Annotated in this window: 19 protein-coding genes; 16 read left to right on the top strand and 3 right to left on the bottom strand. The window is 53.3% G+C overall.

Annotation, left to right across the window (positions count from 1 at the left end; translation table 11 throughout):
- Positions 1 to 76 precede the first annotated feature (76 nt).
- Positions 77 to 5005: a putative Ig domain-containing protein gene (locus B156_RS0112310; RefSeq protein WP_018620026.1), complete on the bottom strand. Its 4929-nt coding sequence runs from the start codon at positions 5003 to 5005 to the stop codon at positions 77 to 79.
- A 647-nt stretch (positions 5006 to 5652) separates the two neighbouring features.
- Here B156_RS0112310 and nusB point away from each other — a divergent pair.
- The 7 genes from nusB (at position 5653) to B156_RS0112350 (ending at position 10709) form a co-directional block, all read left to right on the top strand.
- Positions 5653 to 6789: a transcription antitermination factor NusB gene (gene nusB / locus B156_RS0112320; protein WP_018620028.1), complete on the top strand. Its 1137-nt coding sequence runs from the start codon at positions 5653 to 5655 to the stop codon at positions 6787 to 6789.
- Between the two features lie 104 nt (positions 6790 to 6893).
- The gene (locus tag B156_RS0112325; protein ID WP_018620029.1) at positions 6894 to 7196 is read left to right on the top strand and encodes a YtxH domain-containing protein; all 303 of its coding nucleotides are present in this window, start codon (positions 6894 to 6896) and stop codon (positions 7194 to 7196) included.
- A 122-nt stretch (positions 7197 to 7318) separates the two neighbouring features.
- The gene (locus B156_RS0112330) at positions 7319 to 7759 is read left to right on the top strand and encodes a DUF1573 domain-containing protein (protein ID WP_026260793.1); all 441 of its coding nucleotides are present in this window, start codon (positions 7319 to 7321) and stop codon (positions 7757 to 7759) included.
- A gap of 12 nt (positions 7760 to 7771) precedes the next feature.
- Positions 7772 to 8095: a preprotein translocase subunit YajC gene (gene yajC / locus B156_RS0112335; protein ID WP_018620031.1), complete on the top strand. Its 324-nt coding sequence runs from the start codon at positions 7772 to 7774 to the stop codon at positions 8093 to 8095.
- Between the two features lie 88 nt (positions 8096 to 8183).
- On the top strand, positions 8184 to 8957 hold the full coding sequence (locus B156_RS0112340) for a YbbR-like domain-containing protein (RefSeq protein WP_018620032.1): 774 nt from the start codon (positions 8184 to 8186) through the stop codon (positions 8955 to 8957).
- A gap of 82 nt (positions 8958 to 9039) precedes the next feature.
- Positions 9040 to 9648 carry a dephospho-CoA kinase gene (gene coaE, locus B156_RS0112345; protein ID WP_018620033.1) on the top strand — a complete coding sequence of 203 codons (609 nt, stop codon included), beginning with the start codon at positions 9040 to 9042 and terminating at the stop codon, positions 9646 to 9648.
- Between the two features lie 239 nt (positions 9649 to 9887).
- Positions 9888 to 10709, top strand: a complete 822-nt coding sequence (locus B156_RS0112350) for a DUF937 domain-containing protein (protein WP_018620034.1) — start codon at positions 9888 to 9890, stop codon at positions 10707 to 10709.
- A 203-nt stretch (positions 10710 to 10912) separates the two neighbouring features.
- Here the strand turns inward: B156_RS0112350 and B156_RS0112355 are convergent, their stop codons facing one another.
- On the bottom strand, positions 10913 to 11827 hold the full coding sequence (locus tag B156_RS0112355; RefSeq protein WP_026260794.1) for a nucleotidyltransferase family protein: 915 nt from the start codon (positions 11825 to 11827) through the stop codon (positions 10913 to 10915).
- A gap of 269 nt (positions 11828 to 12096) precedes the next feature.
- Between B156_RS0112355 and B156_RS0112360 the strand changes: the two genes are divergently transcribed.
- The 9 genes from B156_RS0112360 to B156_RS29120 all read left to right on the top strand — a co-directional run bounded on the left by B156_RS0112360 (position 12097) and on the right by B156_RS29120 (position 20257).
- Entirely contained in the window at positions 12097 to 13287 is a 1191-nt protein-coding gene (locus tag B156_RS0112360) for a homogentisate 1,2-dioxygenase (RefSeq protein ID WP_018620036.1), read from the top strand.
- Positions 13288 to 13398: 111 nt separating this feature from the next.
- A complete protein-coding gene (gene hppD, locus B156_RS0112365) occupies positions 13399 to 14523 on the top strand; it encodes a 4-hydroxyphenylpyruvate dioxygenase (RefSeq protein ID WP_018620037.1) in 1125 nt (374 codons plus the stop codon).
- Positions 14524 to 14607: 84 nt separating this feature from the next.
- Positions 14608 to 15354 carry a phenylalanine 4-monooxygenase gene (gene phhA / locus B156_RS0112370; protein ID WP_018620038.1) on the top strand — a complete coding sequence of 249 codons (747 nt, stop codon included), beginning with the start codon at positions 14608 to 14610 and terminating at the stop codon, positions 15352 to 15354.
- Positions 15355 to 15445: 91 nt separating this feature from the next.
- A complete protein-coding gene (locus B156_RS0112375; RefSeq protein WP_026260795.1) occupies positions 15446 to 15883 on the top strand; it encodes a MarR family winged helix-turn-helix transcriptional regulator in 438 nt (145 codons plus the stop codon).
- A gap of 32 nt (positions 15884 to 15915) precedes the next feature.
- Positions 15916 to 17094, top strand: a complete 1179-nt coding sequence (gene fahA / locus B156_RS0112380) for a fumarylacetoacetase (RefSeq protein ID WP_018620040.1) — start codon at positions 15916 to 15918, stop codon at positions 17092 to 17094.
- Positions 17091 to 17978 (top strand): flavin reductase family protein, encoded by an 888-nt coding sequence (locus B156_RS0112385; RefSeq protein ID WP_018620041.1) that lies wholly within the window; start codon positions 17091 to 17093, stop codon positions 17976 to 17978. The genes fahA and B156_RS0112385 overlap by 4 nt, the downstream gene beginning before the upstream one ends.
- Positions 17979 to 18072: 94 nt before the next feature.
- Positions 18073 to 19320 (top strand): exo-beta-N-acetylmuramidase NamZ family protein, encoded by a 1248-nt coding sequence (locus B156_RS0112395; protein WP_018620042.1) that lies wholly within the window; start codon positions 18073 to 18075, stop codon positions 19318 to 19320.
- A gap of 159 nt (positions 19321 to 19479) precedes the next feature.
- Positions 19480 to 19827, top strand: a complete 348-nt coding sequence (locus B156_RS0112400) for a hypothetical protein (RefSeq protein WP_018620043.1) — start codon at positions 19480 to 19482, stop codon at positions 19825 to 19827.
- A 1-nt stretch (position 19828) separates the two neighbouring features.
- Positions 19829 to 20257 carry a hypothetical protein gene (locus B156_RS29120; RefSeq protein WP_018620044.1) on the top strand — a complete coding sequence of 143 codons (429 nt, stop codon included), beginning with the start codon at positions 19829 to 19831 and terminating at the stop codon, positions 20255 to 20257.
- A 40-nt stretch (positions 20258 to 20297) separates the two neighbouring features.
- Here the strand turns inward: B156_RS29120 and guaB are convergent, their stop codons facing one another.
- Positions 20298 to 21770: an IMP dehydrogenase gene (guaB, locus tag B156_RS0112410; protein ID WP_018620045.1), complete on the bottom strand. Its 1473-nt coding sequence runs from the start codon at positions 21768 to 21770 to the stop codon at positions 20298 to 20300.
- Between the last annotated feature and the right edge of the window lie 110 nt (positions 21771 to 21880).

A 21880-nucleotide genomic window follows, 5' to 3' on the forward strand; every position in this document is an offset into this window, starting at 1 on the left:
CAGGTCTGAGGCTGTAGTGTATTCGTGATGTAGACGTTTTTCTCTTGCCGTTGACCTGACAAAAGACCGCCTGCCCTTACTGGCGCACCAGCTTGACGGTCTGCCGCTGGCCAGCCGTGCTGACATCCAGCAGGTAAACACCTCCGCTGGCCCCAACCCGTACTCCGAACCGGTCCCGGCCCTTCGTTAAAACACCCTGCTGCTGGCTCACCGCGTGTCCCTGCTCATCCATGACCCGCAGGGTGACTGATTGACCCTGTTCGCCCTGCACTTCTACCCATACCTGGTCGCCCCCCACGGGGTTACCCAGCACGATTACCTTCAGCGACACATCGGAACCATACCCCAACCGCGCACCCGGATTGCAGGCAGCCAGCCAGCCGTAGCTGAAGCTGCTGCTCACCCCGCTCTGCACTGCACTGAGGGTAATCACCGGATTGTCGGTGTACAGGTCCAGACTGTAAGGACCAGCAGCCGTGGTGGGCAACATCTCATTGACCACCGAAAAGCTCACCGGACTGCCGTCCAGACCCGCGTAGCGGGGCGTGAAACTCACCCGGCGCTGACCCGCCGACAGCACCTGACAACTCACCGTCGTTACGCCCGTGATACTAAAGGTACCCGTTGGTGGAGTGCCACCCGCCGGACTCACCGTCAGCATAAAGCTGGTGCTGGCCATCATCCCACCTGGATCAGTCGCCGTCACGGTTACGGTGCTCACCCCACTCATCGAGGGCGTACCCGAAATTGTCGAAGGCGGATTGAAACTCAAACCTGATGGCAAGCCCGTTACTGAGAGCGTCAACTGGTTGGGCGTCTCGGCATCGGTGAACACATTGGCTAAAGACAGCGTGTACGCCACGCCCACCGTCGCCGACTGGGGCGGTACGGCATTGGCTACCGTGGGGGGCGTGTTGGCCGTTGTGCTGCTGCACACGGCCAGCCAATTGTAGGCAAAGCTGCTGCTGACTCCACTCTGCACCGCCCGGAGCGTGATGACCGGATTGTCGGTGTACAGATTCAGTGTGTAAGGACCCGGATTGGTGGTGGTCGGCAGCTCGTTGACCACCGAGAAACTCACCGGTGCTCCGTTCAGCCCCGCGTACTGCGGAGTAAAGGTCAGTCGGCGCTGACTCGCCGAAAGTACCTCACAGCTGATAGTCTGCACGCTGGTGATGCTGAACGTGCCCGTTGGCGGAGGGGGGGTACCGGCCGCCGGATTCACCGTGAGGGTGAAGCTGGTGCTGGCACTTAGACTGCCCGGATCGGTGGCCGTTACCGTTACGGTGCTTACCCCCGACATCGAGGGCGTACCCGAGATGGTCGAAGGAGCCACGAAGTTCAGTCCGGCGGGCAGACCCGTCACCGACAGCACCAGACCGTTGGGTGTTTCGGCATCGGTGAACACATTGGCCAAAGACAGCGTGTAGGCCAGGCCAACCGTAGCCGACTGGGGTGGCACCGGATTGGCTACCGTGGGCGGGGTGTTAGCCGTCGAGGAGCTACAGGCCGAGAGCCAGTTGTAGGCAAAGCTGGTGGAAGCCCCGCTTTGCAGAGCCCGAAGCGTGATGACCGGATTATCGGTGTACAGGTTCAGCGTGTAGGGACCCGGTGCCGTGGTGGGCAGCAGCTCATTGACCACCGAGAAGCTGATCGGACTGCCATCCAACCCGGCGTAGCGGGGGTTGAAGCTCACCCGGCGCTGACCCGCCGACAGAACCTGACAACTCACCGTCGTTACGCCCGTGATGCTGAAGACCGGCGTTGGTGGGACCGGATTGACGGTAATACTGAAGCTGGTACTGGCTGACAGACTGCCCGGGTCGGTGGCCGTTATGGTCACACTCGATACCCCACTCATGGAGGGGGTGCCTGAGATGACGCGGCTGGCCGGATCGAAACTAAACCCATTGGCCGGACTGATACTGGCCGTGTAGGTCAGGCTGTTGGGCGTGTCGGCGTCGGAGAAGGCGTTGACCGTATAGGAGAAAGGAACCCCGACCGTGGCCGTCTGGTTGGCATTGGCGGTGGCCACCGGGGCCGAGTTGACCGTGCTGACTGTTACGCTGGTGGAACTGCTACAGCCGCTGGCATTGGTCACCGTCACCGAGTAGGTGCCCGCCGTGACCGAAATGCTGGGAGTTGTTTCTCCGGTAGACCAGGTCTGGGAGTTGCCCCCTGAAACGGTGAGCGTGGTCGAGCCTCCGCTGGTAACGGTCGTGTTGCCGCTGATTGTAGCCGTGGGTAGGGCCGTACTGGCACTGACGCTGGTGCTGGCCACACCCGAACACCCGTTGCCGGCATTGATGACGGTGACCGAGTAAAGGCCGCTGGTGGTGACCGTAGCCTGATTACTTAACCCAATCTGGGTGGCTCCGCTACTGAAAACATAACTCAGTCCACCGGGGCTGGCCGTCAGAGTCACCGAGGTGACCGCGCAGGTGAGCGTCCCGCTGCTGCCCAGACTGGCTGAGGGCGCGCTGGCATTGCTGCTGATGGTGATGGCGGTTGTACTGAAACAACCACTACTGGTATTGGTGACGGTGACCGAGTAAACGCCTGCGGCATTGACGACGGCTTTATTGCCGCTTTGGTTCACCACGCCCGGCCCGCTAAAGACATACGTGTTCCCCCCGCCCGCCGTCAGCGTCAGGCTGCTCTGGGCACAGCTTAATGTGGCAGACGGACTGGCCGAGATAGTCGGTGTGGGTGCGGTGTTGTTCTGACTGATGGCAATACTCGTAGTGCTGCTGCAGCCGCCAACGCTGGTAACGGTGACCGAATAGATGCCACTGGCGTTAACCACGGCCTGATTGCCGCTCTGGCTCACCACGCTCGGTCCGCTGAAGACGTAGGTGTCCCCCCCGCCCGCCGTCAGCGTCAGGCTGCTCTGGGCACAGGTCAGGGTTGTAGACGAACTGGCCGAGAGGGTAGCCGTAGGGGTGGTACAGTCGCCATAGATCTTGACATCGTCAATGGCTACGCCGGCAAAACTAACCGTATTATCTGCGGTGAGCCTTACTTTAAACCGGATGACTTTACCCTTAAAGGCCGAAATATCGGCAAAATAGAGACCCCAGCCCGACGACATTGGCACGTTAACTACGGGGCTGCCCACGGCCGCGGCTTGGGTTGCTCCTAACCAGGTAAACATGACCTGTGTAAGTCCACCGCCACCTACTTCTTCCACATATACAGCTAATTGGTCGAAATTGGCACTTTCCATCTGGTATTTCATGGCCCAGCTTAGCGTAACGACATTGGCCGTTACACCCGTCAGGTTGATATCACCGGACTCTAAAGTCTGATCGGAACCAAGAGCATACGTACCGGTCAGGTTGGTTTTCCAGCAGTTTACGCCACTATTGGCAGCCGTAAAGGGCGCCACCGGGTTGACTGTGGTGGTGCCCGGGGTGTTTGGCGTTCCTCTGGCCCAACTGTCGGCCGTACCCGAGTGGGTAAATCCACCATCTCCGCTTTCAAAATCCTGACTGTAGATAGTGGTGGCGGTGGCCAGGGTGGCGGGGGTGGTATCTTCCAGCACATCGAGCGCCCAGGAGGTAAGCGTTCCGCCCGATGTATTGGCCCCATCATCATACAGGGTCAACGTCCAGGTACCGTTGGTTTTCATACCTTTCAGCTGATCGAGCTTTGAGCCCAGTTCGGGCGTCAGGGCAACCCCCTTCAACACGGTAAAAGCGGGCGGGACGGCATTGAAATCACTCAGCCGCAAATCCATTTGGGTTTGCCCGCCCGTTGCCCCAGAACCAATATCGGTAAAAAGCGCTATCTGGTTGCCTTCCGGCGTAGTGAGTATGGCGTCTATATCAGCCATCAGATCATGATTGAGCGTGATACGTACGGCCAGGTCTTTAATTCGTTTCGTGTCCGGAATGGTCAGGGTTGAGCTCACACTACCGGTACCCGGGCCGATAGTTTTTGGCACATCCGTCGAGGTGTAGGTGGTATAGCCTGGTATGGCTGCGAGCTTAGAGACCGACAGGTTGTAGGTAGCCGTTGGCCCACCGGTTGCCCCCGTAGCTGAATCGACAAACAGGTAATAGGTACCCGTCTCTTTAACGGTAAAAAAGAAGGCCTCCGATGGAATAGTTGGATTGGGAGATACATCTCCGGTTCCGGCATCATCGACAACCAGGATTTGATTGCTTGCATCGCCAAACAGGGCAAATCCCAGCCGCCCGTTCCAGGTAGTGCCATCCCGCTCGGGATCCAGATCCAGGCTTAAAAAAACAGTTTCACCAGCCGTCAGGCTAATGGCATACCAGTCCTGCTCAGTAGCTGCGGCCGGGTTTCTTGACCCGCTGATCCAGCCACTTGCCGGGGTATCGTTGGCAGTGGCGGGCGTATCGTTGCCTTCTACTTCGGGCGTAGGGATACCACTTTGCACTTTCAGGTACAAATCGTACGGGCGCTCACTGGTTGTTCCTGGCGTAAAGTCATTCACTTTTAGGTAGTATATACCCGTCGTGGGGATAATAGCCCCGGCGATTGACGACGAAAGCGCGGCAAAAGAGCCGTTATCATCATCAAATTCGATGACCGTTGTGCCATCGGAGCTGATCAGACTAAGCTGACTATCAGTAGAGCTACCCGCACTAAATGCCGTCATGACGGCAGCATAAACGCGGTCACCGGCCGTAGCGTTGAACGAATAAAAATCTACATCGCCAGTAGGGAACAGATTCCCCCTCATCTTTACGGAGGTCCCCCCCAAAGGCGTGGCAGTAGCCGCCGTGTTATTAGGACTGTTTATGTTCTCTTCTCTGAACACCATCAGTCCGGTTGTTGACAGGGCATTGGTCGTGACTGGTTTAGCGGGACCGCCAACACCGGGCCGCAAGCCATCAGGAAGCGTCAGTACGTGCACATCCGTGTTACCAACAGGGATGGGTTCTCCTTTGGTGGGAGCAGGCTCTTTTTGCCCAAAAGCCGCTTGGACAAGGAGACAAAAGAGCAGCGCAGTAAACGTTTTTTTCATGAACATGGGGGTTATGGGGATCAGGAAGACAGTAGTTGATTAACCTGTACGGATACCGATGATACCTGGGAATTTGACCGGTGAGCTTACAAGTAGCTAATAAAAGTTAAATTTTTTTACAATAAAATTCAACCTTTATTAAACGGCACGAATTCTAGTGGTAATGCCTGACTTTTGATTAAACGGTAGGTTAATGCGTTGAACGCCAGATAAATATGTTGAATGGTAGACTAACATACAAAGACACAGCGTTGTGGTTTGCCCGTTGAGATGCGTCTGAAGGCCGGCTCCGGTAAGTACCGTACTTACCGGAGCCGGGCAGTTCCCGTAAGTACGGTGTTCGGTGTCCGTAACGCCCCTGCCAGCGGGCGTTGCCCCTGCGCAGAACCTGTTCACAAAACAGCCAGTACACAACGGGGTTGAAGCACAAATGAAAGAAGGTCGCCCGGAATGAGGCCTGCCTTACGACCCTGCTGAGCCGACTTCACGTTTAATGAAATCCCTCGGCAAGCTGGACTTGTCCCTTGCCTGTCACAACAAAAAATCGTACTTTTGCACCCAATTGGGCGATGTTACGCTCAGTAGTTCTTTTCTTACCGGTAGCACTTATCATCAGGCGGATGCTCAACAGGCGATTACTCCGAATAAAGGTCATGCAGGCGTTATACGCCTTTCGGCAGGCCGACGTTTCCAATCAGCAATTAGCCATCGATGGCATTGATGATCTTTTTCAACCCGACCTGAATTCGATGGAGCCGCAAAACAAGCGGCAACTGGAAGGCTACCGGAAACTCGCCGGTCTGCTCTTCGAGGAAGGGGTCACAACGGAGCAACCTGCCCGGGACGACGATGCGCCATCCAAAGTTCTTAAAGCCGCCAACGACGGGTTAGCCTTCTACCGCATCCGAACCAAAAAAGATCGTCAGCACCTTGCCCAGATGCTGCTAAAGCAGGTAAACGGTATCTATGACGATTATCTGCTGGTTTTGCAACTGCTGGTCGAGTTGGGCCATGTCGCGCGTATTGACCGCGAACGGCAGTACCGTAACGTGGATGAAGTCCCCTTCCCGTTTGAATCGGACCTGAATGATAATACCGTTATCCAGGCACTGGCCGACCATCAGCCGCTGAAAAATGAAGTTGTCCGGCATAACATTTCATGGACCGACGACCTTCCTTTTGTTCGGAAAGCCCTGCGCGAGGCCTTCAAAACGGATGAGACGTACCGGGCCTACTGCGCGCAGAAAACACACACCCAGGAGGAAGACCAGGCATTGGCACAACACGTGCTCAGAACGCTGATATTTAAGCATGAAACGATTCGGGATCACCTGGCCGAAATTGATCTGAGCTGGATCGAGAACAGTGAGGTTGTACGCGGGCTGGCCATCCGAACCCTTAAATCCGTACACAGCCCAACGGGGCTGCAACTGGAGGCCCTCACGGATGACTGGGAAGAAGACGAACTTTTTTTAAATACGCTGTACGAAAAATCGCTGGAGAACGACGCTGACTATGAGCAACTACTGGTCGATCAGCTTCAAAACTGGGATGTAGACCGAGTAGCAATCCTGGATAAAATCATTCTCAAACTGGCCTTGTGCGAGTTGCTAAGTTTTCCAAACATTCCGGTCAAAGTAACGATTAATGAATATATCGAACTGGCAAAGGCGTACAGTACGCCCAAAAGCGGTAAATTTGTCAACGGGATATTAGATAATATCTCCGAAAAGTTGATGGCCTCCGGTCGCCTGCGTAAGAGCGGACGTGGGTTATTAGACAATAAATAAATCAGTTTCTGGTTTACCGTTTACAGGATTCCAGTTAGTGTCCGCTCTGGAACCGAAACCGGATGGCTGTAAACCAAAACCACAAACTATAAATTTTTCAAGAAATGAGCAGAACTGGCCGTGATTTAACCTTTTTGCTAACCGGTATTGCTTCCGGTACTCTGTTTGGCTTACTCTATGCACCCGATAAGGGCAAAATTACCCGTGACCGGCTTTCGTTTCGGTTGTCGAAATACAGAGAACAAATAAATGTACTGGTCGAAGACCTGGGCCGGTCGTCGGATCAGCCCGAAAACTCATCGAAAAATGAAGGGCAGCGCGTCGTAAATGATGCCCGCGAAAAAGCGGAGCGTCTGCTCGAAGATGTAGACCGGCTGATGGCCCAGATCAAGCAACAGAATGCCTAACCGGTTCATGGTATATGCCGGTCCGCCGGAGCGGTTTTAGGTTTACGCTGCTACTACCTGTTTTTACCGAAAACCGCTCCGGCGGCCCGGCATATACCGTAAACCAAAAACCCACTTTATCCATGAACGTCAGGAATTGGCTTCTCATAACCGCCGTAGCCAGCATTAGTTTTGGTCAGTTTAGCTGCGATAACCGGCAGCAGGGTGAAACGTCCAAAGCAACGGCATCGGCAAAAATGCCTAAGATTACCTTTGCTGAAAACGGCATTTATGATTTTGGAACCCTGTCAGAAGGGGATACCGTTGAGCATATTTTCTCCTTCACCAACACGGGTGAATTTCCACTGATTATCAACAACATTACGGCATCCTGCGGGTGTACAACGCCCGAGTGGCCCCGTGAACCCGTAGCACCCGGCGAGAAATCCTCGGTGAAGGTTCGCTTCAACAGCCGGGGCAAAAGTGGCGAACAGAACAAAACTATCACCATCTTTGCCAACACGGACCCGGCCATGACCGACCTTCGTTTCAAGGCACTGGTAAATCCGAAAAACCCGTCTTAATACCACCAGACTATGTATTTGATTTTATTACAGGCCCCCACCGATTCCAACACGTCCATGATTTACAACGTGTTGCTGTGGGTGGGCATTATTGGTATCTTTTACTTCTTCATGATTCGTCCGCAGCAAAAGAAGCAGAAGGATCAGAAGGGGTTTGTCGATAGTCTTAAAAAAGGGGATAACGTAGTTACCATTGGCGGGATGCACGGCCGGATTGCATCAGTCGATGCCACAACGGTTGTACTCGAAGTAGATCGGGGGGTTAAAATGACTTTTGAGAAAACGTCCATTTCCCGCGAAGCAACAATAAAGCCGGCTGAAGAAGAGAAAAAGTAATCGACCTAAACTACCCAAAACGGGATTGCATCGTTCTGTTCCGACCGCAGTATCCACACTTTTCCGTTTGCGTACATCCCCTTCCTTTGTGAACACCCATACCCCAGACAACCGCACGTTTCAGCCAACGAAGGTGCTGTTGTGTCTGGTAGCGGCTACGTTGTTCTGGATATTGAATGCGCTCAACAAACAGGGCTATACCATGAATGTGGATTACCCCATTCAGTTCGTTTACGACGACTCGCTTTTTATACCTACCTCTCCCCTGCCCCGTACAGTGCGCGTCAATGTATCAAGTGATGGGTGGGGACTGCTTCGTCATTCGTGGTTGCCTTTCCAGGTCGATCCGGTGAATTATGTGGTCAGGAACCCCCTCCGGGCATCGGTAATCAATCCATCGTCCATCACCGCAGCCCTGACGGAGCATACCAAAAAGTTACGCGTTAATTACATCCTGACCGATAGACTCGACCTGGATTTTGACCGGCGCATGACTAAAACCATTCAGCTGGTAGCGGATAGTACGCATATTGACCTTGCTCCGCGTTTTGCCGTAACCAGCGTCATTAACCTTACCCCGCGCACCATTGAGATTGATGGGCCGACCAGTCTGGTACGGGGGCTCCCCGATTCGATTCTGGTCAGGATACCCCGCAAACGTATTACCGAAAACTACGACGAGGAGTTGCCACTGAATCAACTCCGTCACCCGCTCCTGCACCCCAGCACCGACCGGGTGGCGGTTAGCTTTGAGGTTGGAGAGTTATTGTCGCCTTTACCAGCAACACCGCCCCCTCCTGCTCCCGTTGAGAAGCCGGCACCGGTCAAAGAGCCCGTACCAGTCAAGAAAAAGCAGCGGTAGTGTCTTGGCTTACTAGTTGATTCAGGGCAACTGTCAACCACTGCAAAGAGCCAGCAACCGAATCAGCACCAGCAACTTCAGTATGAAACATCCCCTCCAGATTGGTGTAACAGGCGGTATTGGCTCCGGCAAAAGCGTTGTTTGCCAGGTCTTTCAATCGCTGGGTATTCCAGTCTACGAAGCCGACGGACGGGCCAAATGGCTTACGGAGCATGACCCCATCCTTAAGGCCGATATCAGACGGGTGCTTGGCCCAAATTCATACGATGTAGCCGGTCACTATAACCGGGCGTGGGTAGCCTCGCAGGTCTTTACCGACCCGGACTTATTACTGGCTCTGAATGCCGTTATTCATCCACGCGTGCTGGCCGACACGCAGGTCTGGGTGAATCAGCAAACCAACAAACCCTATATCATTAAAGAAGCAGCGTTGATGAAAGCCGCTGGTGATGGCAACACGCTCGACAAAGTGATTGTGGTACAGGCTCCCGTCGGCCTGCGCGTGGCCCGTATTCGGAAGCGCGACCCGCACCGCTCCGAGGTAGAGATACACAACATCATGGCCCGTCAGATTAGCGACACGGAACGCGGAGAACTGGCCGATTACATCCTCGACAATGATGAAAGCACTTTGCTGCTTCCCCAGATTATTCGACTTCATGAAGAGTTCTTGCGGCTAACAGCCGCTTAATTCGCTGATGGCTGTCCGGGGAATTAGGATGCCACCCAGCGTCATAATAAGTATATCAGCCGGTGAGCTGCAAAAGCCGCTGGCTGCAAGCCGTTTATAGCCCTTCGCCTAAATCGAAGGGCTATTTTTGCGTGGTGGATCTGTCCATTACAAACAATTGGCAACTCATATGTCTTACTATTAGGTTAGGTATCAGCATCATAACGCACAAGCCATCAACCCTTTAAACACCTATTTCCATGTCAGTAAACTTGTTGGATTCAACTAAAAATTACCTCACCGATGATGTTGTAAGTCAGGTTAGTACGATGCTTGGCGAAGACCAGGATAACACGCAAAAAGCCTTCGGCGGAGCACTACCTATACTTATGAGTGGCATCATACAAAAATCGGCTGAGCCGGGTGGTAACGGGTTAATTATGGACATGATTGGTCAGGCAACCACTCCCGACTACACAGCGGGGGATATTACGGAGCCAGTTAGGGGACTGTCTGGCAATCTGGACACCATACTGGCGGATGACCTGCAAGCAGAACGAATGCGCTCAATGGGTGCAGGTATGGTTCATAGTCTGTTTGGCGATAGAACCAGTGCCATTACTGCGGGTTTATCTGCGTACAGTGGCATTAGCCAAACGTCGGCCTCCTCGCTGATGAGTGTTGCCGGGCCGGTGCTGTTTAATGTACTGGGTAAAGAAATGGCCAATGGAGATACGGGCGTTTCGGGACTAAATGGGCTACTCATGAGTCAGGCAGACAGCGTACAGGAGGCACTCCCATTGGGTCTTAGTTCGTTGACTGGCTTCCTGCCCGGATTAGGGACTTTGGCTGCACTGGACAGTATACCAGACATCCCAACAGCAACGCCGGCGGACCCGTTTTCTCCACCCGTTCCAGTAGCGGAGCTCGTTTCACCCGCCACAGTGCCTGAACCGGTGGTACCGTCGACAGTAGATACAATGCCCGCTACCAATGTGCCGCCCGCTGAATCCGTTACCCCCGTAACGTTTCCTACGTATATCAGCAATGAGGATACGTCAGCGGCCCCCGGCAACAGGTAGCGTCCCTGGTTACTCCTGTTACCGGGGGCCATTGTCCTGTTTCTCTTACTCCGTTCCTGACATTAAGATGGGGCTACCAGGAAAAGCAGCCGCCGACACTGTCAACACAGCCGCGAATAATATAGGCGACACTACGGTAAGTAAGTTTATGGTTGGCTGACGCGTGAAGTGCTTAGGCGTCAGCCAGCCATAAACCGTAAACCCTACTCCCACAACCTAGCCGGGTACTTACCCTCGTCGTGCAGATGTTTGAGCGCGGCCTGTACGGTTGGCTTATCGTCCGGGTAGGTCACCCCAAACCATTCGGAACTACTGCGAAAAACTTTACAGCGTCCCGTTTGGGTCTGGATGAGATTGCTCATGACCGTGGGAATGTAGAATTCCGCTTTTGGCGCGTTGATATTCGCCATTGCGTAGCTCTCGAATTGATGTTGTACCAACGGGAAAACGCTGGGTTTGAATCCCCAGAAATTCATCGAAACGGGCGTATTGGGCGCAAGTGGGGTAAACTCGTCCCCCTCTTCAAAGATAATCTGCCGGTCGGCGGGCGCCATTTCCTTTTCGTAAATTTTGGTGCGTTCGATTACCGTTATCAGGTTTCCGTTGGCATCCACGTCGCACACGCCCCGCGACACCGACCCGTTTTCCGACAGTGTGTTTTTCACTTCGTACCCTACCATCGCGTGTAGTTGGTCGTCGGTGTTGGTTTTCAGAAAATTGCTGATTAATTCGAACGCTTCCAGCCCGTAAAAGTCGTCGGCGTTAATGACCGCGAACGGCGTATCAGTATGATCTTTGGCGCAGAGCATAGCATGGCCTGTTCCCCAAGGCTTCGTGCGCCTTACCTGACCCACTATCTCCGGCACGTACGAGTCGAGTGCCTGGATGGCATAGTCGACATCCAGTTTCCCGGCCAGTTTCTCGTCAAAGACCTCTTTAAAATCAGCCCGAAGTTCTTCCCGGATAATGAACACGACCTTGCCGAACCCGGCCCGAATAGCATCAAAAAGGGAGTAATCGATAATGGTTTCACCGTTTGGCCCAAACTGGTCGAGCTGTTTAACACCACCGTAGCGACTGCCCATACCGGCCGCCAGGATTAAAAGAGTTGGTTGCATAGTCAAATGTTTCTGTAATCAGTTGTCAACTCCGGCCAATATTGGCAGAGACGCATTCTTTTGCAATGTTGTGCAGCAAACGTTGCCCGGCAAGCGTTGCCCGGCCAAAATTAGGAAAAAGGGCTGGCCTGTGCCATTTAAACTTTACAGGCAGCTTCTCCACCTGCAGGAACCACAAATAATAAAAAATCTTCTAAACAAGATACTATTTTCTACAGTTTGCGTTATAATTGTGTGTTAAACAATAGTTGTCTTAACAAATAAATAGCATGCCATTTTACCACACCCTCGGTCAGATTCCTCCCAAACGGCATACGCAGTTCCCCCGCCCGGTGAACGCTTCGGGTGAAACCAGTCGGGAATCAGAAGGCCCGTTTTATTACGAGCAGTTATTCGGCACCATCGGCTTCGATGGGATGTCGTCACTGCTGTACCACGTTCACCGGCCAACGATGGTGCGCGAAGTACAGGAAAGCGTAGACATGACCCCCAAACTGGCCGTTCAGAAAAACATGATGGCCCGGAAGTTAATCGGATTCGATGTACCGCCCGCCGATGATTTTATCGAAAGCCGGGTACCTTTACTAGTCAACAACGACCTTATTTTTGGGCTGGCTGCACCCCGCCAGTCATTGACGGCGTATTTCTACAAAAATGCGGATGCCGATGAACTGCTGTTCGTGCATCGGGGGTCGGGTAAACTACGGACGCTGTTTGGGACTATTCCCTTTCAGTACGGCGATTACCTGATCATCCCGCGCGGGATTATTTACCAGATTGCCTTCGACACTGCCGACAATAAATTATTGTACGTCGAGTCGCGTACGCCCATTTACACACCCAAACGGTACCGCAATCATTTTGGGCAGATGCTCGAACACGCCCCCTTTTGCGAGCGGGACATCATTCGGCCAAACGCGCTGGAAACGCACGACGAAACCGGGGATTTTCTGATGAAAATTAAAAAGCAGGGGTCGCTGCATTCACTGGTATACGCATCGCATCCGTTCGATGTGGTAGGCTGGGATGGGTACAATTACCCGTATGGGTTTTCGATTTTCAACTTTGAACCCATTACGGGGCGCGTTCACCAACCGCCCCCGGTTCATCAAACGTTTCAGACCGATTCGTTTGTGGTTTGCTCGTTCGTCCCGCGTTTATACGACTACCACCCGCAGGCCATTCCGGCACCTTACAACCACTCGAACATCGACTCCGACGAAGTTATCTATTACGTCGATGGCGATTTTATGAGCCGGAACGACATCAAACAGGGGCACATTACCCTGCATCCCGGTGGTATTCCACACGGCCCCGCACCCGGTGCCATGGAACGAAGCATCGGCAAAAAAGAAACCCAGGAATACGCCGTAATGGTCGACACCTTCCGCCCGCTCATGCTGACGGAACAGGCAATGGCCATTGACGATGGGGTATACTATAAATCATGGATAGCGTAGCGACGCGATACCTCGTGTCTCTCCACACCGGACGATTTTTCCCAGGCTTGGAATGGCTGACGCACAGAAGACGCGAGGTATCGCGTCGCTACAAACCAAACATCAACAATCATGGAAGCACTCGAATTAGTAAAATCAGAAACGGGTCAGGATTTCCTGCCCCTGAACGGCACAGATTACATTGAATTATACGTAGGTAACGCCCGCCAGTCGGCCCATTATTTTCAAACAGCGTTTGGCTTCCAGCCTGTCGCCCACGCGGGACTGGCAACCGGCTTGCGCGACCGTGAATCGTACGTGGTACAGCAGGGCAAAATCCGGCTGGTGCTGACCTCACCCCTGCACGGCGACACCGAAATTGGGAACCACCTTGACCAGCACGGCGACGGCGTTCGGGTAGTGGCCCTGTGGGTAGATGATGCCCGGCGGGCATTTGACGAAACCGTTAGCCGGGGAGCCAACCCGTACATGCACCCCACCCGGGAGCAGGACGACCACGGCTACGTAGTTCGATCAGGGATTCATACCTATGGCGATACGGTTCATGTATTTGTGGAACGGACTGAGTATTCAGGCGTTTTCCTGCCCGGCTACGAGCCCTGGACACCCATGTATCAACCCACCGATGCCGGGCTGAAATACGTAGACCATATGGTGGGCAATGTGGGCTGGCACGAAATGAATGAGTGGATGACGTTCTACCACGATGTAATGGGATTCCAGCAACTCGTATCGTTCGATGACAAAGACATTTCGACCGATTACACGGCCCTGATGAGTAAGGTGATGACCAATGGCAACGGGCGCGTGAAGTTCCCCATCAACGAACCCGCCGAAGGTAAAAAGAAGTCGCAGATTGAAGAGTACTTGGATTTTTACGGTGGTCCCGGTATTCAGCACATTGCTGTTGCCACGGATAACATTGTGGAAACCGTTCTGGCCCTCCGCGACCGGGGCGTTGAGTTCCTGACCGTGCCGGATGTCTATTACGATAATCTGGCCGACCGCATTGGCCCCATTGACGAGGAAATTGCCACCCTGCGCCCACTCGGTATTCTGGCCGACCGCGACGAGGAAGGGTATTTACTCCAGATTTTCACGAAACCGATTTGCCCGCGTCCCACGCTGTTTTTTGAAATCATCCAGCGCAAAGGCGCCAAATCTTTCGGCAAGGGAAACTTCAAGGCCTTATTTGAAGCCATCGAACGCGAACAGGCCCTGCGGGGAACATTATAAACTTGTAGAGACGCATAATTGCGTCTCCTGACCGGATGGCTTTTGCTGTCGCATATGAGACGCATACTTGCGTCTCTACGAAAAATGACTCAACAATACGAAAAATACACCGAAGACGAACAGGCCGTCTGGAAACTACTGTTCGACCGGCAAATGGAGCGTTTGCCGGGGCGGGCCAGTCAGGCATACATGGATGGGATTGTGGCCACGGGGTTTCCCAATAGTCACATTCCCAACTTCGAGCGCGACCTCAACCCGCGTTTGCTGCCCATAACGGGGTGGCGCGTGGTGGCCGTACCGGGGTTGATTGGCAACCGGGAATTCTTTGAGCTGATGGCCGACCGGCAGTTTCCGGCCACGACCTGGCTGCGTACCCGCGACCAGCTGGATTACCTGCCCGAGCCGGATATGTTTCACGACACCTTCGGCCACGTGCCGGTGCTGACGAACCAGCATTTCTGCGGTTTCCTGGCCGCACTGAGCCGTATTGCCCTGCGCTTTGTGGAGCATGAGGAAGCCATTGACATGATTTCCCGGCTATACTGGTACACCGTTGAGTTCGGGCTGATACAAGAGAATGCGGCCCTCGGAGCGGAAGGGCTGCGCATTTATGGGGGCGGCATTTTATCCTCGCCCGGAGAAACCGTTTACAGTCTGGAAAGCGATATTCCCAGACGGCTCCCGTATGATGTAGCTACGCTTTTAAGAACACCGTACATCATCGACCATTTTCAGGAGCAGTACTTCGTTATCGAGTCGTACGAACAACTGTTTCATTCCGTCCCCGAAATTGAAGCGACGCTGGAGCGGTTTCTGGTCATTAGTCAGTAGTTTCGCGTCATTAGCTCCGCTGCTCCGTCGTTTGTTGAAAAAGTGACTATTGATGACGCGTAGCAAATGATAATGAATGATCTATTTTACTATGACGCACCCATCTGATTCGCGGGCTTACTTCTTTAAGATTGACACCACCATCAAGAAAATCAGGAATGCCCTCCAGAAGCAGTTCAACGAGGCTGGCTTTGAGCTGACCGTCGACCAATGGGTAATTATAGACCATCTTTACCGCAATCCCGGCATTAGTCAGAATACCATTGCGGAGATGACGACCAAAGATGCCCCTACCGTAACGCGCATCATCGACTTACTAAGTCAGAAAGGCCTAACCGAACGCCAAATGGCCGACACCGACCGGCGTAAGTTTCTGGTTTTTCTGACCGAAGCCGGTGAAGCCAAATACCGGGAAGTGTTGCCCGTTGTGTCGGCCATGCGACGCAAAGGCTGGGGTAATCTGAGCGATGACGACTATCAGCACTTTATCCGGATTATGGACTCTATTTATACCAACGTGAGTGAATAACCGGGTCGCCAAAACACCCGTTCCCCTCCCTTATGTACGGAATTTTCAGTTACGACAATGCTAATCCCCAAGTAGGTTTCAAATACCGGGACCGCATACTTGACCTCGAAAAGGTCCGTTTGTTGGGACATTTTGGGTCAATACCCATTGATGAACACGTTTTCCTGAAGCCGGTATTGAACGATTTTATCCGTCTCGGTCAGGCAATTCATCAAACCATCGGGCAGCGTATCAATGCATTATTAGCGAACGATGCCATTGCGCTGGCCGATATCCAGGAGCAGGTTTTTGTACCCGAGTCGAAAGCGCAGATGCATCTGCCGGTCAGTGTTGGTGACTATACTGATTTTTACGCGGGTATTCATCACGCCGAAAATGTTGGGCGTATTTTCCGTCCCGACGGCCCTCCCCTCCCCCCTAATTACAAACACATGCCCGTGGCGTATCATGGCCGGGCATCGTCCATCGTTGTGTCGGGAACGCCCATCCGCCGACCAACCGGCCAGTTTATGGAGGAGAACGGTAAAAACCCCGTACTGTGTCCGACGCGGGCACTGGATTTCGAACTGGAACTGGGGTTGATTATTGGCAAACAGTCAGCTTTTGGAGAGCCTGTTCCGGTGGAGGATGCGGAGGATTATATATTTGGCGTTGCGGTATTCAACGACTGGTCGGCGCGGGATATTCAGCGGTGGGAGTACCAGCCACTCGGGCCGTTTCTGGGAAAAAACTTCGGCTCTACTCTATCCGCCTGGGTATTGCCTTTCTACGAACTGGAACCCGTTCGCATAGCAGGGCCAGTACAGGAGCCAGCACCCCTCCCCTACCTTCAGATACATAAGCCGGGTCATTTTGACATTGACCTGGAAGTTTGGCTGCAACCGGCCGATGGTGAGGCTATTTGCATTTGCCGGACCAACGCCCGGAATCTATACTGGAATTTTGCCCAGATGATTGCCCATCATACCGTTGGGGGATGCAACCTGAACGTTGGCGATGTGCTGGCCACCGGCACTATTTCGGGCACCCTGCCCAATTCGTGTGGTTCGCTGCTGGAACTGACCTGGAACGGCGAACGCGCCATAGCGTTGAGTGATACCGGTATGCGGACCTTTTTGGCCGATGGTGATACGGTAACGTTACGGGCATTTGTTCAAAAAGACGGAAATAGCCTTGAACTTGGGCCCGCAACCGGCCTTATTTACTCATGAAAACAGTTAACCCAACCGATTTACAACCCGCCGATTTTTACCGGTACATGATCGGCTCGATAGGCCCGCGCCCCATTGCTTTTGCCAGTACGATAGATGCCAGCGGACAGGTCAATCTGAGTCCGTTCAGTTTCTTCAACGTGTTTGGCTACAACCCGCCCACCCTGGTTTTTGCCCCGACCATTAACCGGCATGGCCAGAAGAAACACACATTGCTCAACGTGGAAGAAGTGGGCGAAGTCGTGATCAATAGTGTAAACTACGCAATGGTCGAACAGATGTCGCTGACCAGTGCCGAATTTGACCGGGGTGTCAATGAGTTTGAGAAAGCGGGCTTTACGGCTGTCCCATCAACAACGATTCGTCCGCCCCGCGTGGCCGAATCGCCCGCTGCCTATGAGTGCATTGTGAAGCAGGTTATACCTACCGGAAACGATTCGCCGGGTTCCAGCCACCTCATTATCTGCGAAGTAGTGATGGCGCATTTCCACGACGCCATTTTCAATGAAACCGGCGTTATTGATCCCCACAAGATTGACCTCGTTAGCCGTATGGGGGGAGATTGGTATTGCCGGGCGCAGGGTAGTGCGTTGTTTGAAGTAGCCCGCCCAAAAACCGGGATTGGCGTCGATCAGATGCCGGCAGCTATTTGCAGCAGTGCTATCTTATCGGGCAATGATCTGGGGAAATTAGGCAGCGTTGCCAGCTTACCAACGGCCGATGACGTAAAGGCGTTTGGGAAATCGGGCGTTCTGGATGCGTTGTTCGATGAAGCCCGGAACGGCTGTCAGTATCTACCCGATTTATTACACCTCCGGGCAAAGCAACTCCTGGCCGAGAACAACGTACAGGACGCCTGGCTAACGCTGATGCAGGGAGCCTAAACAACTACTTGTCACTCATACGGATGCGTACTTTTTTACGGGCCATTAGAAGCAGGCTATCGCTTACTTTTATCGAATCAACTGCATCCCCATCATGAAACATCTCCGGACAATACTGCCTTCGGTTTCAGTATTCTGCTTAACCGGCTTTCTGGCCTTATTCTTACCAGCCTACCGGATCACCATTCCTACTGTCCAAACCGAACCAACGGCGGCTACTATCCTGACAGGGGCCGACCAGACGAATCTGTACCTGCATTATCTCAAGGGCAAACGGGTAGGCATGGTGGTAAATCAGACGTCTATCATCGGCAACAAACCCAGCCCCGACAGTTTACTGAGCCTGGGCATTCAGATTGTTAAGGTTTTTGGTCCCGAACATGGTTTTAGGGGCAATGCCAGCAATGGCACGAAGGTGGCCGACGAAGTAGACGCAAAAACGGGCATCCCGGTCATTTCGCTGTACGGTAAAAACCGAAAGCCATCGCGCGAACAACTGGCCGATATCGACGTACTAATCTATGACATTCAGGATGTGGGTGCCCGCTTTTACACGTACATCAATACGCTGAACTATGTGATGGAAGCCTGCGCCGAAAACCAGAAGGAATTGATGATTCTGGATCGCCCCAATCCCAATGGATACGTAGTGGATGGGCCTATTTTAGAAGATCACCTGCATTCGGGCATCGGGATGCACCGTATTCCCATTACGCATGGCCTGACGATTGCCGAGTTCGCTCAGTTGATCAATGGCGAAGGCTGTATACCCAATAAGGCCAAATGCAAACTGCGGATTATCCGGGTTGCCAACTACACCCACGACAAGCCGTACACGTTACCCGTTGCGCCCTCGCCTAACCTCAATACCCAGCAGTCAATATTACTTTACCCCAGCATTTGCCTGTTCGAGGGAACGATTATAAGCCAGGGTCGGGGCACCTACATGCCCTTTACCGTACTGGGCGCACCGGCCCTGCGCGGGCAATATTCGTTTTCGTTCCGGCCCATTTCCATAAAAGGGATGAAAGAAGCACCACTCCATCAGGACATGGAGTGCTTTGGTCTGGATTTGCGGCACTATGACACCAACAAACTCCGGAATACGAAACAATTGAACCTGAGCTGGCTGATGGAGATGTACAAGGCTTACCCGGACAAAGCCCGCTTCTTTGATCAGAGTCAGAGCAGGGAAATTGGCAACTTCGACAAACTGGCAGGCACTGAAAACCTCAAACGACAAATCATGGCAGGCACACCCGAAGCCGAAATCAGGCAGAGTTGGGAGCCGGGCTTAACCAACTTCAAAAAACTCCGCAAACAGTACTTGCTTTACCCATAACGAGTGTTTTCACGGGGTGATTTGATTAATCTGCGTACTTATGCCCGACTAAAAATCAGGACTTTTACGGGTCTATCATTCCGTATTTTTTCGCTATAATCCTGAAGGAAAGGAGCCGACTTTTGATGAAGTTTTTACACCTAAATAACTTCTCAAAAAATGGAAACGTCCAAAGACAGTAAAGGCAGCGAATTTCACGTGCTGCTCAGTGGCCTGAAACTTCCGGCTGCCCTCGAAAAGAAAATTGCATCCGGCATCCAGTCGGTGGTAGCATCCACCCTGGCCGGGTACCCCAACCCCGACGACCCGGATGGTGATGACGGTCCGGATGGTGGCGGAAGTCGTGGTCCATTTGCCGGGGGGAATGGCACTCCCTACGTTGTGCTTCCATCGCTTCGCTGGCGGGGTTACTGGATCAAAGCACTTGGGAAAGATTTTAAAATCACACCTGCCGAGATCGACGTTCAGCAGCAGCAGTTGCAGAAAGGAATCCAGATTCGCGGCTAATATGGTAACTCCCAGCACCACCCTATGCCCCAGTGCACGCGCCGAAGAAGGCGCGTTGCTGCTGGGCGTTGTCGGCCCCGACCAAGCGGTGCGAATGCTGTCGGAACCGGAACGGCTAACGCCGGAATTGACCGAAGCAATAGCCGCTGTCGATGAACCCGAAAAGCACTTTCGATTTGCCAACCGATGCGTCAAATCAGGGTGCAATCAATGGCAGGGCGGTCGATGCGGGGTTATTGACAGGGTCATGTCGGTCAATCAACACCTTGCGGCATCGACCAGTCTACCGAATTGCGCTATCCGGTTGCAGTGCCGATGGCATCAGCAGTCAGGCCCGTCGGCCTGTACCGTCTGCCCGTTCATCGTAACCGATGCGACCCAGACCCGCGAAGAACGCTTAGCCTACATCGACTCGCACGTAGTACAGTAGCCTTCGGGAAGGTTAGTACCTTCCCGAAGGCTATTATTTTTTACCGAACCGTATAGTTCGGGGCTTCTTTCTGAATGGAGATATCGTGGGGGTGGCTTTCGCGCGAACCGGCGGTAGTAATCTTGACAAACTTAGCCTGTTGCAACGCAGTCATATCGGCCGCTCCACAGTAGCCCATACCCGCTTTCAGCCCACCGACCATTTGATAAATAATCTCTGAGAGTTTGCCTTTAATAGGAACCCGACCGACGATGCCTTCGGGAACGAGCTTTTTGATGTCGTCTTCCGCATCCTGAAAATACCGGTCCTTCGAGCCGTCTTCCATCGCTTCCACCGACCCCATACCCCGGTAAGTCTTAAACCGACGACCTTCGTACAGGACTACTTCGCCGGGGGATTCTTCGGTACCGGCCAGCAGTGAGCCAATCATGACGGTACTGGCGCCCCCAGCAATAGCTTTCGTTATATCACCCGAAAAACGAATACCCCCATCGGCCACAATCGGAACGCCCGTTCCCTGCAACGCTTTGGCGGCTTCGTATACCGCCGTTAGCTGCGGCATCCCAATACCGGCAATGATGCGGGTAGTACAGATACTGCCCGGCCCTACGCCCACTTTCACCGCGTCGGCCCCGGCATCGGCAAGGGCTTTGGCTCCCTCGCCCGTGGCTACGTTACCGGCAATGACCTGGAGTTTCGGGAAACGCTCTTTAATTGTTCTGACAGCGTTCAAAACCCCAATATGATGGCCATGAGCTGTATCTACACTGATTACATCGACACCAGCCTTGACCAGGGCTTCAATTCGCTGGATATAATCGGCAGTAACGCCCACGGCAGCCCCGACGCGTAGCCGACCCAGTTCATCTTTGCAGGCATTGGGGTGGCTTTTCTTCTTCAGAATGTCTTTGTAGGTAATCAGCCCCACCAACCGGTAATCATCATTGACGATGGGCAGTTTCTCGATGCGGTGTTGCTGCAAAATGCTCTCTGCTTCTTCCAGCGTGAGTCCTTCGCGGGCCGTAATCAGCTTTTCGCGGGTCATCACATCCGTAACGGGCTTGGCCATATCGTGCTGAAACCGCAGGTCACGATTCGTTACGATACCCACCAGTTTGCCGGATTCATCGACAACCGGGATACCCCCGATTTTGAACTCGCGCATAATCTTGTGCGCGTCGCCCAGGGTAGCGGTTTCGAGCAGCGTGATGGGGTCAATGATCATGCCGCTTTCCGAGCGTTTGACCTTGCGGACCTGGTCGGCCTGAGCCTCTACGCTCATATTTTTGTGGATAATCCCAATACCGCCCTCCTGCGCCATAGCAATGGCCAGTGCCGATTCGGTAACCGTGTCCATTGCCGCCGAAATGATGGGAATGTTCAGGCTGATCGTACGGGTAAGCTGGGTAGTGGTTTGCGTATCGCGGGGAAGAACCTCCGAATAGGAAGGCAGGAGCAGTACGTCGTCGTAGGTAAGTGCTTCGTAAAGAAACTTACTGGTATCTAAGCTCATGAGCAAATAGCAGGTTGTGTTATTTGCCAGTCAAAGGTACGGAAAAATTCGGTACCCGAATCTATCTGATTTTATTGTTTGACTTTTCAACGCCTGCCACCAGCCGGACA

It is taken from the genome of Spirosoma luteum DSM 19990 (assembly GCF_000374065.1).
GTDB lineage: Bacteria > Bacteroidota > Bacteroidia > Cytophagales > Spirosomataceae > Spirosoma > Spirosoma luteum.

Coding starts and splice junctions, on each gene's coding strand:
- B156_RS0112310 (WP_018620026.1), bottom strand. CDS start 5,005: ATGTTCATGAAAAAAACGTTTACTGCGCTGCTCTTTTGTCTCCTTGTC.
- nusB (WP_018620028.1), top strand. CDS start 5,653: ATGCAGGCGTTATACGCCTTTCGGCAGGCCGACGTTTCCAATCAGCAA.
- B156_RS0112325 (WP_018620029.1), top strand. CDS start 6,894: ATGAGCAGAACTGGCCGTGATTTAACCTTTTTGCTAACCGGTATTGCT.
- B156_RS0112330 (WP_026260793.1), top strand. CDS start 7,319: ATGAACGTCAGGAATTGGCTTCTCATAACCGCCGTAGCCAGCATTAGT.
- yajC (WP_018620031.1), top strand. CDS start 7,772: ATGTATTTGATTTTATTACAGGCCCCCACCGATTCCAACACGTCCATG.
- coaE (WP_018620033.1), top strand. CDS start 9,040: ATGAAACATCCCCTCCAGATTGGTGTAACAGGCGGTATTGGCTCCGGC.
- B156_RS0112350 (WP_018620034.1), top strand. CDS start 9,888: ATGTCAGTAAACTTGTTGGATTCAACTAAAAATTACCTCACCGATGAT.
- B156_RS0112355 (WP_026260794.1), bottom strand. CDS start 11,827: ATGCAACCAACTCTTTTAATCCTGGCGGCCGGTATGGGCAGTCGCTAC.
- B156_RS0112360 (WP_018620036.1), top strand. CDS start 12,097: ATGCCATTTTACCACACCCTCGGTCAGATTCCTCCCAAACGGCATACG.
- hppD (WP_018620037.1), top strand. CDS start 13,399: ATGGAAGCACTCGAATTAGTAAAATCAGAAACGGGTCAGGATTTCCTG.
- phhA (WP_018620038.1), top strand. CDS start 14,608: ATGACTCAACAATACGAAAAATACACCGAAGACGAACAGGCCGTCTGG.
- B156_RS0112375 (WP_026260795.1), top strand. CDS start 15,446: ATGACGCACCCATCTGATTCGCGGGCTTACTTCTTTAAGATTGACACC.
- fahA (WP_018620040.1), top strand. CDS start 15,916: ATGTACGGAATTTTCAGTTACGACAATGCTAATCCCCAAGTAGGTTTC.
- B156_RS0112385 (WP_018620041.1), top strand. CDS start 17,091: ATGAAAACAGTTAACCCAACCGATTTACAACCCGCCGATTTTTACCGG.
- B156_RS0112395 (WP_018620042.1), top strand. CDS start 18,073: ATGAAACATCTCCGGACAATACTGCCTTCGGTTTCAGTATTCTGCTTA.
- B156_RS0112400 (WP_018620043.1), top strand. CDS start 19,480: ATGGAAACGTCCAAAGACAGTAAAGGCAGCGAATTTCACGTGCTGCTC.
- B156_RS29120 (WP_018620044.1), top strand. CDS start 19,829: ATGGTAACTCCCAGCACCACCCTATGCCCCAGTGCACGCGCCGAAGAA.
- guaB (WP_018620045.1), bottom strand. CDS start 21,770: ATGAGCTTAGATACCAGTAAGTTTCTTTACGAAGCACTTACCTACGAC.